The sequence below is a fragment of the Micromonospora fulviviridis genome (assembly GCF_014648395.1).
In the GTDB taxonomy this organism is placed as follows: Bacteria; Actinomycetota; Actinomycetes; order Mycobacteriales; family Micromonosporaceae; genus Micromonospora; species Micromonospora fulviviridis.
Map to the genome: position 1 here is coordinate 655,301 of NZ_BMRA01000002.1, position 15,137 is coordinate 670,437.

Here is a 15,137-nt window from a genome sequence, read left to right on the forward strand (position 1 = left end):
TCTAGGTGCTGGCCGGGAAGCGCTCGTGCCCCAGCACGGCGAGCAGTTGCAGCTTCTCGTAGCCCTCGCTGCGCGGCGGCGCTGTGAGCACGAGCAGCGCCTGGGACTGGTCCTCGGTGAACAGCACCTGGCAGTCCAGCTCGATCGGCCCGAGCTCGGGATGGATCAGGGTCTTGTGGTCCGCGAAGCGCTGGGCCACCTCGTGCCGCTCCCACAGCTCCGCGAACTCCGGGCTGACCTTCTGCAGCGCCCGCACCAGCTCACCGGCCCGCGACTGCGGCCCCATCGACCCGTACGCGGCGCGCAGGTTGGCGACCTGGGCGCGGCTCTGCCGGTCGCGGTCCTCCTCGGGGTAGCGGATCCGCTCCGCCGGGTCGGTGAACCACCGGTAGATCTCGCTACGGGCCAGGCCCGTGTGGCCCGACCGGTCGCCGAACAGCGCCTCGGCCATCCGGTTCTGCACCAGGGTCTCGCCGAGGTTGGACAGGATGAGCGCCGGGGTGTCCGCCAGCCGGTCGAGCACCCGCAGCAGCGCCGGGGAGACGTGCGTCGCCACGGACACCGAGGCCGGCGGGTTGTGCCCCGCCACCCGGAACAGGTAGTCGCGTTCGTCGCTCGTCAGCCGCAGCGCCCGGGCCAGCGAGGCGAGCAGCTGCGGACTCGGCTGCGGGCCGCGCTGCTGTTCCAGCCGGGTGTAGTAGTCGGTCGACATGGTGGCCAGGGCGGCCACCTCCTCGCGCCGCAGTCCCGGGGCGCGTCGGCGGACGCCGGCGGCCAGCCCGACGTCCCCGGGCTGCAGCGCCTCGCGGCGGCGCCGGAGGAAGTCGGCCAGAGCTGCACGGTCCATGATCCCAGTATCCGCCCGTCGTGCGGGCCAACCAGGGATTGCCGATCCCCCGACAACCGCTCTCTTCATCCGCCGGTCGGAGCCGGCCAGGCTCGGAGCATGAACATCTCCGGAAACACCATCTTCATCCCCGGCGCCACGAGCGGGATCGGCCTCGCCCTCGCCCTCGAACTGCGAGCCAGGGGCAACACGGTCATCGTCGGCGGCCGGCGTACCGACCTGCTCGACACGATCGCCGCCGAGCACCCCGGCATCGACACCGTGGAGATCGACACCGCGGAACCGGCGAGCATCGACTCAGCCGCCAAGGCGGTGCTGGCGCGGCACCCCGACCTCAACGTCCTGGTCACCATGGCCGGCATCATGCGGATTGAGGACTGGCACCGGCCCGAATCGTTCCTCGCCTCGGCCGAGGCGACCGTGACGACCAACCTGCTCGGCCCCATCCGCCTCATCGCCGCCTTCATCGAGCACCTGCGGGCGCAGCCGGACGCCACGATCATGACGGTCTCCTCGGGCCTGGCGTTCACGCCGCTCAAGGTCACCCCCAGCTACAACGCGTCGAAGGCCGCGATCCACATGCTCAGCGAGTCGCTCCGGCTGCAGCTGGCGGACACGACCGTGAAGGTCGTGGAGCTGGAGCCGCCGGCGGTGCGTACCTCGCTGCTGCCCGGCCAGGAGACCAGCGAGTTCGCCATGCCGCTCGACGAGTTCGTGGCGGAGGTCGTCGCGCTGATCGAGTCGCAGCCCGACGCCCGGGAGATCCAGGTCGAGCGGGTGAAGTTCCTCCGCTACGGCGAGGCGCGCGGCGACTACGACCAGGTCGTCGCGACCCTCAACGCGGCCGACCCGCACGGCAACTGAGCGACCGCGGTCAGCGGGCGTGGTGCGCGGCCAGGTGGGCGAGCATGGTGTGGTTGGCCTCCCAGCCGTCCGGGAACTTCACCGGCACGTCCAGGTGCACCCGCTCGGTTGAGGGGTGGGCGTCCAGCAGCTCGGCGATCCCGGCCCGCGCCACCACCACGCACGCGTGCCGGTGCCGGGACGCCAGTACGCAGAGCCGCCCCGACTCCAGATGGAACGCGGTCGCGTCCCGCCGGCCCGAGAGCGGGTGCAGCACGATCGTCACGTCGTACTCCCGGCCCTGGAGCCGGTTGGCGGTGTCGACCGTGATGCCCGCGCCTGCTGTGCCCAGGTGCGACCGGATGGCCGCCACCTGGTCGCGGTGCGCGGCCCCGACGGCGATCCGGTCCGCGGTCACCGGCGCGCCGCCGGGCGCGTGCTCGTCGAAGCCGACCGGTTTCCGGTCCAGGAATCGCAGGGCGAGGGCGGCGCAGGCCGCGGCGGCCTCCCCATCGGTACGCAGCGTGTGCCGGGCCGGCAGCTCGTGCAGCGCCCAGCCGGCGGCGGCCGCCACCTCGACCGTCGCGTCGAAGCGGTCGCCCGGCCCCGGCTCGGTGAAGGTCAGCGCCCTCTCGGCCGGCCCGGTGCCGGCGCGGAACCCGGTGAACGGGTAGAACGCGGCGGCCACCACCGGCGCGGCGGTGGCGGGCAGCCGCCACGACACCGGCAACCGGTGCACTGGCAGCTCCGGGTTGTGCCGCAGCAGGGTGGCCACCGCCGACTGCATGGGATCCCACGTCAGCCCCGTCCACCGCGCGGTCTCCACCGTCGAGAACGGGTCGAGCTGCCCCGGATCGCCCACGAACAGCGCCCGCTCGAACCGCCCGGCCACGCGCAGCAGCGCGTCCGAGCGCATCTGGTACGCCTCGTCCACGATCGCCCACGGCCAGACGCCCTCGGCGACGGTGGCCCACTTCGCGGCCGTACCGATCACGACGGCCGAACCACCGAGGTCGGCGACCTTGGCGGCGACCCGGACCGTGTCGTGGCCCTTGACCCGGTCGGTGGGCTGGTAGTCGGTGGCGGAGAGCCGGCCGATGCGCAGCTCGGGGGCCTTGCGGGCGAGCCGGTCGATGAGGTCGTCGACCTGCTCGTTGGTCTGCGCCACGACGATCAGCGGCTCGCCGGCGGCGGCCAGCTCGACCGCGGCGCGGACCACGAGGGTGGACTTCCCGGCACCTGGCGGCGAGTCGACCACCACGCCCCGGTGGTCGCCGGAGCGCAGGTCGGCCAGCACGGCGGTGATCACCCGCTCGGCCGCGACGGCCGGCGGAGCTGTCAGTTCCGCGAGCATGAGCCACCCTCCCCGAGCCGACTGCCACGCCCCGCCACCATACGAGCCGGGTCCGTCAGCGGCGACGCTGCCCACCTGCCGACACCCGGGGCCCGGGCAGGTCCTGTTGGTCCTGCCCGGGCCCCTCTCTGTCAGCGGTGCCCGCGGGTGTTCAGCACCATGGCGGTGATGATCAGCCCAGCGCCGACGAGCCCGGTCGAGCTCAGGCGATCGCCGAGGAACAGGGTGGCCAGGAGTGTGGCGACGAGTGGTTCCAGCAGCGCGATCAGCGCTGCCGTACCGGCCGGGGTGGTGCGCAGGCCGCGGAAGTACAGGGCGTACGCCATCGCGGTGGGCACGGCGCCCAGTAGGAGCAGCAACCCCACTGACGTCGGCGTCGGGACGAAGCTCATGCCGGACGTCAATGTCGACGCGGCGGCGAGCACGGCCCCGCCGATGGCGAAGCTCACGCCGGTGGCGGTGAGATCGTCGAGACCGGCGACGGGCCGGGTGCCGATCAATGTCATCGCGGCGAAGCCGGCGGCCGACAGCAACGCCAGTCCGCCCCCGGTGAGCGCGCCGGTGGTGGTGATGTCGCCAGCCGGCGTGCCGACGAGCAGGGCCAGACCGGCCACGGCCAGCGCCACTGCGGCGAGCATCGACGCGCTGACCCGCCGCCGTCCGGCGACCCGTTCAGCGAACAGGACCAGGGCTGGTGAGGCGCCGATGGTGAGCAGCGTGGCGAGGCTGACGTTGGTCAGTGACACCGCTGCGAAGAAGCAGGCCTGGAAAACCGCGGCGAGCAGTGCGTTCACGGTTATCCGAGCCCAGGCTTCCCGGCCGCGGGGCAGCGGTTTTCGCGCCAGGCAGAGCCAGCTGATGACGAGCATGCCCGCGACGGCGAGCCGGTAGGACGCCACCGCCAGCGGTGACAGCCCCGTTTCGTGGGCGAGGAGGCTGCCGGTGGGGCCACCGGTGCCCCACAGCACGCCGGCGGGGACAAGCGACCACAGGCCGGTGGCGGAGCGTCGGGCGGCGGCCACCGGCTGTTCGGAGACAAGCATGAGGAAATCGCTCCTGCGACGAGAGGAATTGGGGTCGCGGAAGCGGGGCGTGCCGGACTCAGCGCTGGGTGAACCGCGCGTCCAGCCGACACCGGCGGGACACGATGAGCAGAGGCGCCCCGCTCAGGAGCGCGGCGGGGAGATGATGTCGAAGGTCCGGCCCATGACCCGATCCTAGGCACCGCCACCGGACGCCACGAACCCGATTTCGCCGGCGCCTCTCATGGGTCGGGGCCACCAGGGGCCACGACGGCTGTGCGAGACGCCACACCGCAGGGTCATCACACGTCCGACCGGCACTCCGTCCATAGAGGCGGGACCTACAGGAAGGAACCGAAGCCATGAGAGTGCTGCTCGCCGGCGCGTCGGGCGCGATCGGTACGCCCCTCACCCGCCAACTCATCGCCGCCGGCCACCAGGTGGTCGGCATCAGCCGCAGCGAGTCCAATGCCGAGCGGCTGCGCAACGCCGGCGCCGAGGCCGTGGTGGCCGACGTGCTGGACCGCGAGAATCTGCTCGCCGCCGTACGGGACGTGCGGGCCGACGCGGTCGTCCATGAGTTGACGGCGCTGGGCACCACGAAGATGGGCGAGGCGCTTCAGGGCACGAACGCCCTGCGTACCACCGGCACGGCCAACCTGCTCGCGGCGGCCCGGGCGGTCGGCGCCCACCGCTTCCTCACCCAGTCGATCGTGCTGGGCTACGGCTACCGCGATCACGGCCCGCGCGTGATCAGCGAGGACGACCCGTTCGCCGAACCGGTGAGCGGCAAGCTGGGAGAGGCCGTCGCGGCCATGGGCTCCACCGAGGAGCAGGTGTTCTCGGCCGACGAGATGGAGGGCATCGCGCTGCGCTACGGGTTCTTCTACGGGCAGGACCGCATGACGAACATGATCGTCAACCTGGTGCGCAAGCGCCGGTTGCCGGTGCCCTCGTCCGGTGGCTTCGCCAACTTCATCTACCTGGAGGACGCCGCCGCGGCGACCGTGGCCGCGCTGGAGAAGGGGCGGGCCGGGCAGGCTTACAACATCGTCGACGACGAGCCGGTGCGCTGGGGCGACTACCTGGACACGCTCGCGGCCGCATTCGGGGCCCGCCGGCCGTGGCGGGTCCCGAGCTGGATGCTGCGGCCCATCCCGTACGCGCACGCGATGATGACCACCTCGATGCGCGTCTCCAACGCCAAGGCCAAGCGCGAACTGGGCTGGGCTCCGGGGGTGCCGACCTACCGTGAGGGCATCCCGCTGATCGCGAGGGCGACCAGCTGAGCGCCCGCCGCCCGGTCAGCTCCAGCGGTCGTGAAACAGCGCCATCTCCACCTCGTCGGGCTCGACGCCCCGGCGGTGCGCCTGATCCGCCGCCCAGCCCAGGTAGGCGAGCCACTCCTCCGACACCCACCCGGACTCGCGTCGCATACCGGCGTCGACGGGCAACCGACGCCGAACGACGCTGTCGAGGATGAGCGGTTGCCGGCCGGCCGCGCCGCGCCGGTAGCCGGCGAAGTAGAGCAGCTTGGTGAAGAACGCGGGGCCGAGACGCGGCAGCCGCGACTCCTTCGGGTCACGCAGGCGCTGGTAGGCGGTCCGCAGGGCATCCTCGTCCGGGTCGGGCGTGCGCAGCCCTTCGAGCGCGTACGCCAGCCGCTTGCCGTCCGGGTCGCCCTCCAGCGACCGCGCGGTGCGCCACGGGCCGTAGCCGATCGGGCCGTAACCCCACATGAGCACCGCGCTCAGCAACTGCCGGGGGTGCGCCTCTCCGACGCGCCACGCCTTGGCGACGGTGAAGACGTCCCGCCGCCACACTGACCCGACCTCGGGAAAGCCGTCGGGCCAGGCGTCCGGCGGAAGCGCGGCACGCCACTTCTCGATGTGCACGGTCACGGGTTTCGGCTCGCCGGGGAGTGCCGGGCTGGGTGGCTGGCTCACGCATCCTCCTCGATGTGGTGGGGATCGCTGACCGGTCACCCGAACGCTATTGGCGGCGCCGGGGCCCACGCCGCCCCGCCCGGGCAGGTGGCGGTATCCCGCCCGGGCCGCCGTTCGGGCCAACCGCGAGGGTTCGGTGGTGAGTCAGGCTTCAGTGCGGCCTCCAGAACCTCTACGACCCGGCGCTGGATGAGTGGTTCACGATGGGCGAGTTCTGGCACCAGCCGGGGCAGACGACGCTGCCCGACAGATGCTCCCCCACCCGGTAGCTGACCAGGTTCGGGTCGGCCCGCAGCTGCCGCTCGGTGAACTTGATCGTGTCCCAACCCTTCCGGGAGTAGAGCGTGGTCTGGTCGGCGTACCAGGGTGAGTTCGGGTTGGCCGACTGCGAGTAGGTGAGCAGCTGCCGGCCCGACGGCCCGCCCGGGCCCAGCTCGACGGCCATGAGGTACGAGGTGCCGTGCCGCACCTTCGGGTAGCCGACGCCGGGCACCAGCATGTCGACGGCCATGTTGAACGCGCCCGGCTCCGGACGACCGCCGTGGATCGGAATCCGCCGGCCGGCGCGCGGCTCGGTCTGAAGGTCGCCGAGGCGGGCATCGAGAGGGATGCCGACCAGGCGGCGGACGGCGTCGGCCAGCGCGGTGCGTACCTTCGGGTCGTCGACGGCGAGGCGGCGCGGGGTGGTGAGCGGGGCCGCCGGGTCGAAGCGGTCGGCGAAGCGCAGCCCGCCGGCCAGGGTGAACTCGCTGAACAGGTGCGCGCCGCGGCTGTCCAGGTCGACCCGCAGGTCCCAACCGCGCAGCGCCCTGCAGGCGGCGGTGAGGTCCGTCCTGGTCCCGTCCGACGCGGGGGCCACCGGGTGCGCGGTGCAGACCTTCACGAGGTCGTCGCGGACCAGCTCGCCGGCGTACGTCCGGTTGCCGAGGGTGACCGCCCACAGCCGGTCGACCGTGAAGCGGGTGCCCGGGAGCCCGTCGCTGCCGGCCAGCCGCTGCCGCACCTGGTCCACGCCGAGGCGGGTACGCAGACTGCGCTCGGTCCGTTCGTCGCCGATGACGCGCGGGAAGCCGGTCAGCGGTCGGGCCGGGTTGGCCAGCCAGTAGCTGTCGTTGGAGTTGGTGACATAGTCGCGGCGGACCAGCGTGGGCAGGTGCGCCGGGCCGAGGATGCCGGGCACCGCGGCGTCGGGATCCCGGCCGAGCGCGCAGCGGGACCGGGAGCCGTCGAGGACGGCCTGGCCGGTGGTGGCGTAGAGGTCGCGCCAGACGGGCGGGATGCAGGCGGCGGCGAGCCGGTCGGTGACCCGGGGCACGACCGAGTGGTCGGCGTAGAGGGCGGTGCCGGAGCGGTCCGCGGCGATCACGTTGACCCAGGGCAGGAACTGCCGCCGGTCCAACTCTTTGCGCAGCTCCCTGGTGGCTCTCGCGCGGCCCATCGCGAGCCAGCCGTCGAGCGCGCGGAGGTTCGCGGCATTGGGGTCGGAGATCGCGTACGCGGTGTCGGCGGTCCAGTCGAAGACGCCGGGAACCAGCACGACCGGGCCGAAGTGGGTGTCGTAGAGGATGCGGCGCTCGCCTGATCCGCTGATGGCGACCGTGCGGGCGGTCATCTTTCGGGATCGACCGTCGTAGAGGTAGCTGGTCGGGTCGCCGGGGACGAGGGTCAGCTTGTGCCAGACGAAGCGGCGGGCCGTGGAGACGGTGTGGCTCCAGGCCAGCTTGCCGTTGTGGCCGATCTCGACGATCGGATCGCCCACCAGGGCCGCGCCCTCGACGTCGTAGCGGCCGGGCAACTTGAGGTGCATCCGGTAGAACCGCTCCGGGCCGTCCCACGGGAAATGGGGGTTGGCCAGCAGCATCCCGTTGCCGCTGGCCGTCGCGTCCCGGCCGAGGCCGTACGCGTTGCTGCCCAGCCCTGCCGGCGCGCCGTCGCGGGCCTTGACCACGGCGGCTGCTCTCGGTGCGGGCAGTTGGCCCGTGATCACCTTCGCGCTTCCGGTTGCCGATTCTGTCGCTGCGGGCGTCCCGCTGACCCGGGTTGACCGGGTGGACTGCGTGGTGCGGCTGGATTGCTCAGCGGTCCCCCGCCTCCCCGGAGTGGTCATGGCGGTTGAGGGCACGGCATCACCGGAGGCGCCAGCATCGGGCTGGGGGGTGCGCACAGCGGGTGGGGCGGCGGCGATGATGCCGTCGGCGAGGGCCACGGAGCCGGCACGGACCATGGTCGTCCAGTGAACGCGCCAGACGTCCAGCTCGGTGATCGGACGCATCCAGGGCTTGCCAGCGCAGGCCGGGTCGGTGATGCCGGCCGGGCCGGTGCGGCGCAGGTAGGCGTTGTAGCCGGAGGCGAAGCCGCCGACCAGGTCGCGCACCTCCTGCGACGGCGCGTGGATGCCGTCGCGGGGGCCGGTGAGCAGACGCTCGACGGTCCTGTCGTCGATGGCCTTCTGGTGGAACAGGTCGCTGGTGACGTTGCTGCCGTCCTCGCCCGTCGGGCCGAACCAGCGGGTGCGCTGGCCGCGGACGGTCACCACGTTCTCGGCGATGAGGCAGATGTTGTCCTCGGCCTGGGCGTAGCCGACGCCGAAGCCGAGGCTGCCGAAGTCGCGAGCCGTGATGTGCGGTACGCCGTAGGAGGCGCGGCGGATGAGGGCTTCGTACCCGGCCTCTCGGGCGGCGGCGGGCCCGGTGGGAACGGTCAGGGTGACGGCGAGCAGGGCGAGGGCGGTGATCGCGGCGAGCCGGCGTCGCCACGGATGTGAATGGGGCATCAGAGTCCTCCTCGCCTGTCAACCGTCCAAATCGGCTTGAAGTTCACGATGCCTGTGTGATGCGAACATCGAGGGAAATTGCTATTTCGATCCGTTTTGGTGGCTTAGCGAGGAGTGCCAGGAGCGGAGGGCGTCTCTGATTCGCTGACCCTCATGGCACGCCTCGTCCCGCTTCTGCGTACGGCGTTGCAGCTCGAAGGCGAGCCGGTGCAGCAGCGACCGGATGACGGCGGTCTGATCGGTTCCGCGGCTCCGGGCGCATGATGGGGCGCCAGGCCCGGCCGCCTGGCGCAAGCTGTCCCTGATCCACGCCGGCGATACGGCGAGCCTCGGCGCCACCTCACTGGGCGCGCCGCGTTGGCCGTTTCTCAGCGCGAACGCTGGTCGGTCGACGGCTGGGCCACCAGCCGAGGTTCCACATCCTCCGGCAGCTCAGCACCGCAGAGCGCGCAGATGTAGTCGTCGTCGCGGACGAGGTTGCGCTCGCCGCAGTCAAGGCAGCGCCGGAAGACGACGGCCGCGGTGAAGCATTCCGGGTGACAGATACCGGCCTTGTCGAGGGCGCCCGCGACCGCCGTCCAGGAGGTGGGATCGGGGCAGTACCCGGTGGAGTGGTTGCTCACCTCGGTGACGACCCAGCCGCCCCGCTCGTCGGCGAAGGCGATCTCCCCCGCTCCGAGGACCTCCCCACCACCGGCGCAGGCGACGTGCTCGCTGCGTCTCGGCGCGAGCCGCAACGTAGCGTCGAGGTCGATGACATAGGTGAACGGCTCGTCATGGTCGCGCGGATCCGCGGCCGCCAGGTAGGTGTCGAGATCGACCGGCGATCGGACGGGCCAGCCCTCGGGGACGTCGGCGGCCGACGCCTGCACGTCCGCCGGGCCGACGTAGCGGTATCGACGCCCCACCCCTGCCACGGCACCGACCCTACGCCCGCGCGGCGGCCGCGGTGGACGATCACGCTGGTCCGGCCCGCTGGACCTGTCGCGGGCATCGGGTCGATCGTGGGAGTGCCTCATCGGAGTTGAGCGCGCCGGCTGGGCTGACAGCTCATGTCCGAAGTGGCTGGACAACGTGAGTATACCGAGTATCATACCCGGTATAATCACGCTGGATGGTGGACCATGAGCATCCGACATGCCTTGCTGGCGCTGCTGACCGAGGGAGCCAAGTACGGCCTGCAACTCCGGCAGGAGTTCGAGGCCCGCACGGGTGAGGTGTGGCCGCTCAACGTCGGCCAGGTCTACACGACGCTGCAACGCCTCGAACGCGAAGGGCTCGTCGAGTCGGACGAGCGCGACGGCGCGCAGCGACGGTTCCGGATCACCGCCGGCGGCGAGCGGGAACTGGACACGTGGTTGCGGACCCCACCCGACGCCACGGCGCCACCGCGCGACGAACTGGTCATCAAGGTGCAGGTGGCGGTACGCATGCCCGGCGTCGACGTACGGGAGATCCTCCAGGTCCACCGCCGGCGCCTGGTCGAGGAGATGCAGCGGTACACCCACCTCAAGGCCGAGGCGGACCCCGAGGACATCGCGCTCGGCCTCGTCGTCGACGCGGAGCTGTTCCGGCTCGAGTCGGTCGTCCGCTGGCTCGACGCGGCCGACGCCCGACTGCGCCGCCTACCGGCCACGCCCACCGCCGGCGCGGCGCCGAGCGACCGCGCCAAGCCGGCCGCAGCCGACGAACCGGCCCAGCCCGCGCCGGCACGCGAGGAGGCCCGTCGATGAGCGCGGTGCTGAGCATGCGCCAGGTGTCCAAGGTGTACGGCGCGGGCCACGCCGCCGTATCCGCGTTGCGGCAGGTGGACCTCACCGTCGACGCCGGTGAGCTGGTGGCGATCATGGGGACGAGCGGCTCCGGGAAGAGCACCCTGTTGACGATCGCCGGCAGCCTCGAGGAGCCGACCGACGGTGCGGTGCTGGTCTGTGGTGACGACGTGTCGACCATGTCCGCCGACGCGCGGGCGAGGCTGCGCCGCCGGTCCATCGGCTTCGTCTTCCAGGACCTGAATCTGCTCGCCGGGCTCTCCGCCGTCGAGAACGTGGCGCTGCCGCTGGAACTCGACGGCGTCGGCGCGCGGGCCGCCCGGGCCGCCGGCCTGCGCGTACTCGAGGAACTGGGGCTGGCCGAGCGGGCCACGCGCTTCCCCGACGACCTGTCCGGCGGCGAACGCCAGCGGGTCGCGATCGCCCGCGCGGTGGTCGGCGACCGGCGCCTGCTGCTCGCCGACGAGCCCACCGGCGCGCTGGACTCGACCAACGGCGAGGCGGTCATGCGGATGCTGCGCGCGGCCTGCAAGCGCGGGATCGCCGGGGTGATGGTGACCCACGACGCGCAGCTCGCGTCCTGGGCCGACCGGGTGGTGTTCCTCCGGGACGGCCGGGTGGTCGACCAGACCGCGCCGACGGTCGGCCCGGACACGCTGCTCGCCGGGGACGTGGCCCCGTGACGGCGACCACGGCCACCCCGCCGGCCACCGACCGGCCGACGCCCCGCCGCGCCCCGGGCGGCGGCCTGCCGGCCCGCCGGGCCGTGATCCGGTGGGCGGTACGGCTGTTCCGCCGCGAGTGGCGCCAACAGGTACTCACCCTCGCGCTGCTCACGGTCGCGGTCACGGGTGCCACGTTCGCCGTCTCGGCGACCTACAACATGGCCTCCTCCAGCGACGCCACGTTCGGGCGCGCCGACCACCTCCTGCAGCTCGACGGCGGCGACCCGGCCGCCCTGGACTCCCGGCTCGCCGCCGCGCGGCAGTGGTTCGGCACGATCGAGGCGATCGGTCACCGCTACGTGTCGGTGCCGGGCCTGTTCGACCCGATCGACGTCCGGGCGCAGGACCCCGCGGGTGCGTACGGGCCACCGATGCTGGCGGTGCGGCAGGGGCGGTACCCGGCCGGCACGGGCGAGGTCGCGCTCACCGACGCGGTGGCGCGCACCCTGCGGACCGGACTCGGCAAGCGGGTCAGCCTCGACGGCCACGACCGGCTGGTCGTCGGGATGGTGGAGAACCCCAGGGACCTGACCGACGAGTTCGCCCTGGTGGACGCGGCGCACGCCGACCCGCCGAAGACCGTCACCGTCCTCGTCGCCGGGGGCCGGGCTGACCTGGAGGCGTTCCGCGCGACCATCGACGGTCCCCTCGTACGCGAGTCGCGGCCCGGCACGAGCCGTACCGTGATCGCCGCCACCACCCTGGCGCTGGCCACCGTCGGCCTGCTGCTGGTGTCGCTCGTCGCCGCGGCCGGGTTCATCGTGGTGGCGCAACGCCGGCTGCGGCAACTCGGCATGCTCGCCGCGATGGGCGCCACCCGACGGCACCTGCGGCTGGTGATGCTCGCCAACGGCACCGTCGTCGGGGCGGTCGCGGCGGTGCTCGGCACCGCCGTCGGCGTCGCCGCCTGGCTGCTCGTCGCCGAGCGGGTGGAGACCGCCGCCGGGCACCGCATCGACCGGTTCGACCTGCCCTGGGCGACGATCGGCGCGGGGATGGTGCTGGCCGTGGCGACCGCCACCGCCGCCGCGTGGTGGCCGGCGCGGGCCATCGCGCGTACCCCGATCATGAGCGCATTGTCGGCGCGGCCGCCACGGCCCCGACCGGCCCGGCGCACCGCGGTGGTCGCCGTGGTCCTGCTCGCCACCGGTGTCACCTGCCTGCTGCTCTCCGGCGGGACCAGACCGGTGCTGATCTCCGCCGGCACACTCGCCACGGCCGCCGGTGTGCTCTTCGTCGGGCCGGCGGCGATCCGGTCGCTGGCCGCGGCGCGCGGCGGGATGCCGGTGGCCGTCCGGCTGGCGTTGACCGACCTGGTCCGCTACCAGGCCCGGGCCGGCGCGGCGCTCGCCGCGATCAGCCTGGCCCTGGGGATCTCGGTGGCGGTCGTCGCCGGCTCCGCCGCCGCCGACTACCAGGCCAAGCAGGCTGCCGGTCTGGGCAATCTGGCCGAGGGCCAGCTCCTGATCCGCATCGGCCGACCCAGCCCGGTGATCCCGGTACGCACCCCGGAGCAGATGGCCGGCCTGCAGGCCCAGGTCGACACGATGGCCGGCAACCTCGGCACGCCCACCGTGACCCCGCTCGACATGGCGGTGGTCGCCTCCTACACCGACCCGGGCGAGCCCGGAGGCCAGCCCGGCCATCCCGCCGTCGAGATCGGCACGCCGGTTGCCGACCGCCAGCACATGACGACGTACCCCCTCTACGTCGCCACCCCGGAGCTGCTGCGGCTCTACCGGCTGGACAGTGCGGCGGTCGCGGCCGACACCGAGGTGCTCACCGTCCGCACCGGCGCACTCGAGCTGGTGAACATCCCCGAACGCCGCGTGTACCCGAAGACCCAGGCGCTCCCGGGCGCCCGCTACTCCTCGATGCCGAACTCGATGGTCACCGCGAGCATGATGTCCCGCCACGGCTGGCAGCCCACGCGGGTCGGCTGGCTCATCGAGGCGAACCACCCGCTCACCGAGCACGAGCTGACCACGGCACAGAACCTCGCCGCGAGCGCCGGCTTCACCATCGAGTCCCGCCACGAGCGGGCCTCGCTCGGGTCACTAAGGACCGGGTCGGTCGCCGCCGGGGCGCTGCTCGCCCTCGGCATCCTGGCCATGAGCGTCGGCCTCATCCGCGGCGAGGCGGCCGGCGACCTGCGCACCCTGACCGCGACCGGCGCACCGAGGCGGGTCCGACGCACCCTGACCGCCACGACCGCCGGGGCGCTCGCGCTGCTCGGCGCCCTCCTCGGCGTCGTTGGCGCCTATGCCGGGTTGGCCAGCGTGCTGCACCGCGACCTCGACGCGCTCACCGACGTGCCGGTCGCGCACCTGGCGGCGACGACTCTCGGGCTGCCGGTGCTCGCCGCGGTCGCCGGCTGGGTGCTCGCCGGCCGCGAACCACCATGGCTGGGCCGCCGCAGGCTGGACTGACTGCCCGAATTCGGGTGCTGGGCCCGTCAGTCGATGGTGTTGAGCTCGGTCAGGGCCTCGTCGGGGAGGGTCAGCGCGGCGGCGGCGACGTTCTCGCGCAGGTGCGCGACGGATGAGGTGCCGGGAATGAGCAGGATGTTCGGGGACCGGTGCAGCAGCCAGGCCAGCGCGACTGCCAGCGGGGTGGCCTCCAGGCGGGCGGCGACGGCGTGCAGTTCCTCGGACTGCAGCGGGGAGAAGCCGCCGAGCGGGAAGTAGGGAACGTAGGCGATGCCCTGCGCGGCGAGGGAGTCGATCAGGTCGTCGTCGTCGCGGTTGGCGATGTTGTAGAAGTTCTGCACGCACACCACCGACGCGATGGACTGCGCCTCGGCGACCTGCTCGGCGTTGACGGTGCTGAGCCCAAGATGCTTGATCAGCCCCTGCTGTTGCAGCTCCGCAAGGACCGTGAACGGCTCCTCGATCGAGCCGGGCGTGGGCCGGTCGAACCCGCCGACGCGCAGGTTGACGACATCGATCACGTCGAGGCCGAGGCGGCGCAGGTTGTCGTGTACGGCCTGGCGTAGCTGCTCCGGAGCGAGGGCCGGCGGCCAGTTGCCCTCGGCGTCGCGCAGCGCCCCGACCTTGGTGACGATGTGCAGGCCATCCGGATACGGGTGCAGGGCCTCCCGGATGATCTCGTTGGTGACGTACGGGCCGTAGTAGTCGGACGTGTCGATGTGGTTGATCCCCAGGTCGACGGCCTCCCGCAGCACGGCCACGGCAGCGGCACGGTCGGCCGGTGGGCCGAAGACGTGCGGGCCGGCCAGCTGCATCGCGCCGTACCCCATCCGGGTGACCGTCAGATCCCCCATGCGGAACGTGCCGCCGGGCAGGCTGGTCGACGTCATGCGGCTTCCTCTCCCTGTGGTGACAAACCCGCGGGTTTCCCGCGGGCCCGGCCACCAAACCCCGGCGGCACAGACGGCGAGGCGCGTTCTCGTCGACCACGTTGTCCTGGTTCGCGGTGGCCACGATGGGCACTGAAGGTATGACGATTTTCGTGGCAAGCAGAAGGGAGCCTGTGGTGGCGAGATTCGTGACGATCGGATATGGGGACCGGGAGGGCTACGACAGTACCGAGGCTGCGGTACTCGACGAGGCGCACGCCCATGACATGCGCCTGCGCGAGGCCGGGACCGTGATGGGTATTGCCGACTCTCCCGTACAGGTGCGGAACCTCAACGGCGCCGGCATGACCGTGCAGAGCGGCTCGTTCCTGTCCTCCGCGCTGCCGGTGGCCGGATTCGCGATCATCGAGGCGGAGACGCTGGAGGAAGCCACTCAGATCGCGTCGAGGACGCCATGCGCCGTCGCGCAGGGAGTCGTCGAGGTTTGGCCGTTGCTGGAGGCACCGTAAGGCCGAGGTGGTGGTGGCCGCGGCCGC

General features: G+C 72.5%; 13 protein-coding genes. 6 read left to right on the forward strand and 7 right to left on the reverse strand.

What is annotated here, in order from left to right; translation table 11 throughout:
* Position 1: 1 nt before the first annotated feature.
* On the reverse strand, positions 2-847 hold the full coding sequence (locus tag IEY96_RS08065) for a helix-turn-helix transcriptional regulator (protein WP_189194145.1): 846 nt from the start codon (positions 845-847) through the stop codon (positions 2-4).
* Positions 848-946: 99 nt separating this feature from the next.
* Between IEY96_RS08065 and IEY96_RS08070 the strand changes: the two genes are divergently transcribed.
* Complete coding sequence (locus tag IEY96_RS08070) at positions 947-1,711, forward strand: SDR family oxidoreductase (protein ID WP_189194146.1); 765 nt, start codon at positions 947-949, stop codon at positions 1,709-1,711.
* Between the two features lie 10 nt (positions 1,712-1,721).
* Here IEY96_RS08070 and IEY96_RS08075 read toward each other — a convergent pair whose 3' ends face one another.
* Both IEY96_RS08075 and IEY96_RS08080 read right to left on the reverse strand, forming a co-directional pair.
* Positions 1,722-3,044, reverse strand: a complete 1,323-nt coding sequence (locus tag IEY96_RS08075; protein ID WP_189194147.1) for an AAA family ATPase — start codon at positions 3,042-3,044, stop codon at positions 1,722-1,724.
* Between the two features lie 131 nt (positions 3,045-3,175).
* Positions 3,176-4,066, reverse strand: coding sequence for a DMT family transporter (locus IEY96_RS08080; protein WP_229791437.1), 891 nt, complete (start codon positions 4,064-4,066; stop codon positions 3,176-3,178).
* A 362-nt stretch (positions 4,067-4,428) separates the two neighbouring features.
* On the opposite strand from IEY96_RS08080, the gene IEY96_RS08085 reads away from it, so the two are divergent.
* Positions 4,429-5,355, forward strand: a complete 927-nt coding sequence (locus IEY96_RS08085) for an NAD-dependent epimerase/dehydratase family protein (RefSeq protein ID WP_189194149.1) — start codon at positions 4,429-4,431, stop codon at positions 5,353-5,355.
* Between the two features lie 15 nt (positions 5,356-5,370).
* Here IEY96_RS08085 and IEY96_RS08090 read toward each other — a convergent pair whose 3' ends face one another.
* The 3 genes from IEY96_RS08090 to IEY96_RS08100 all read right to left on the reverse strand — a co-directional run bounded on the left by IEY96_RS08090 (position 5,371) and on the right by IEY96_RS08100 (position 9,702).
* The gene (locus tag IEY96_RS08090) at positions 5,371-6,012 is read right to left on the reverse strand and encodes an 8-oxoguanine DNA glycosylase OGG fold protein (RefSeq protein ID WP_189194150.1); all 642 of its coding nucleotides are present in this window, start codon (positions 6,010-6,012) and stop codon (positions 5,371-5,373) included.
* A gap of 172 nt (positions 6,013-6,184) precedes the next feature.
* Positions 6,185-8,785: an acylase gene (locus tag IEY96_RS08095; RefSeq protein ID WP_189194151.1), complete on the reverse strand. Its 2,601-nt coding sequence runs from the start codon at positions 8,783-8,785 to the stop codon at positions 6,185-6,187.
* 368 nt (positions 8,786-9,153) lie between these two features.
* A complete protein-coding gene (locus IEY96_RS08100) occupies positions 9,154-9,702 on the reverse strand; it encodes a hypothetical protein (protein WP_189194152.1) in 549 nt (182 codons plus the stop codon).
* A 207-nt stretch (positions 9,703-9,909) separates the two neighbouring features.
* Between IEY96_RS08100 and IEY96_RS08105 the strand changes: the two genes are divergently transcribed.
* From IEY96_RS08105 to IEY96_RS08115, 3 genes are read left to right on the forward strand one after another with little or no spacing between them, the layout of a single operon-like run.
* Complete coding sequence (locus IEY96_RS08105; RefSeq protein WP_189194153.1) at positions 9,910-10,518, forward strand: PadR family transcriptional regulator; 609 nt, start codon at positions 9,910-9,912, stop codon at positions 10,516-10,518.
* Positions 10,515-11,240, forward strand: a complete 726-nt coding sequence (locus IEY96_RS08110; RefSeq protein ID WP_189194154.1) for an ABC transporter ATP-binding protein — start codon at positions 10,515-10,517, stop codon at positions 11,238-11,240. Before IEY96_RS08105 ends, IEY96_RS08110 begins: the two co-directional genes overlap by 4 nt.
* Positions 11,237-13,711 carry an FtsX-like permease family protein gene (locus IEY96_RS08115; protein ID WP_189194155.1) on the forward strand — a complete coding sequence of 825 codons (2,475 nt, stop codon included), beginning with the start codon at positions 11,237-11,239 and terminating at the stop codon, positions 13,709-13,711. Before IEY96_RS08110 ends, IEY96_RS08115 begins: the two co-directional genes overlap by 4 nt.
* A gap of 26 nt (positions 13,712-13,737) precedes the next feature.
* Here the strand turns inward: IEY96_RS08115 and IEY96_RS08120 are convergent, their stop codons facing one another.
* Complete coding sequence (locus tag IEY96_RS08120; protein ID WP_308429889.1) at positions 13,738-14,601, reverse strand: aldo/keto reductase family oxidoreductase; 864 nt, start codon at positions 14,599-14,601, stop codon at positions 13,738-13,740.
* Positions 14,602-14,777: 176 nt separating this feature from the next.
* Here IEY96_RS08120 and IEY96_RS08125 point away from each other — a divergent pair, with 176 nt between their 5' ends.
* A complete protein-coding gene (locus IEY96_RS08125) occupies positions 14,778-15,110 on the forward strand; it encodes a YciI family protein (protein ID WP_189194156.1) in 333 nt (110 codons plus the stop codon).
* The last annotated feature ends 27 nt before the right edge of the window (positions 15,111-15,137 follow it).

Excerpts from the sequence above, each read along its gene's own strand:
- IEY96_RS08120 (WP_308429889.1), bottom strand. The coding sequence starts at position 14,601 with ATGACGTCGACCAGCCTGCCCGGCGGCACGTTCCGCATGGGGGATCTG.
- IEY96_RS08075 (WP_189194147.1), bottom strand. The coding sequence starts at position 3,044 with ATGCTCGCGGAACTGACAGCTCCGCCGGCCGTCGCGGCCGAGCGGGTG.
- IEY96_RS08105 (WP_189194153.1), top strand. The coding sequence starts at position 9,910 with ATGAGCATCCGACATGCCTTGCTGGCGCTGCTGACCGAGGGAGCCAAG.
- IEY96_RS08065 (WP_189194145.1), bottom strand. The coding sequence starts at position 847 with ATGGACCGTGCAGCTCTGGCCGACTTCCTCCGGCGCCGCCGCGAGGCG.
- IEY96_RS08095 (WP_189194151.1), bottom strand. The coding sequence starts at position 8,785 with ATGCCCCATTCACATCCGTGGCGACGCCGGCTCGCCGCGATCACCGCC.
- IEY96_RS08085 (WP_189194149.1), top strand. The coding sequence starts at position 4,429 with ATGAGAGTGCTGCTCGCCGGCGCGTCGGGCGCGATCGGTACGCCCCTC.
- IEY96_RS08110 (WP_189194154.1), top strand. The coding sequence starts at position 10,515 with ATGAGCGCGGTGCTGAGCATGCGCCAGGTGTCCAAGGTGTACGGCGCG.
- IEY96_RS08070 (WP_189194146.1), top strand. The coding sequence starts at position 947 with ATGAACATCTCCGGAAACACCATCTTCATCCCCGGCGCCACGAGCGGG.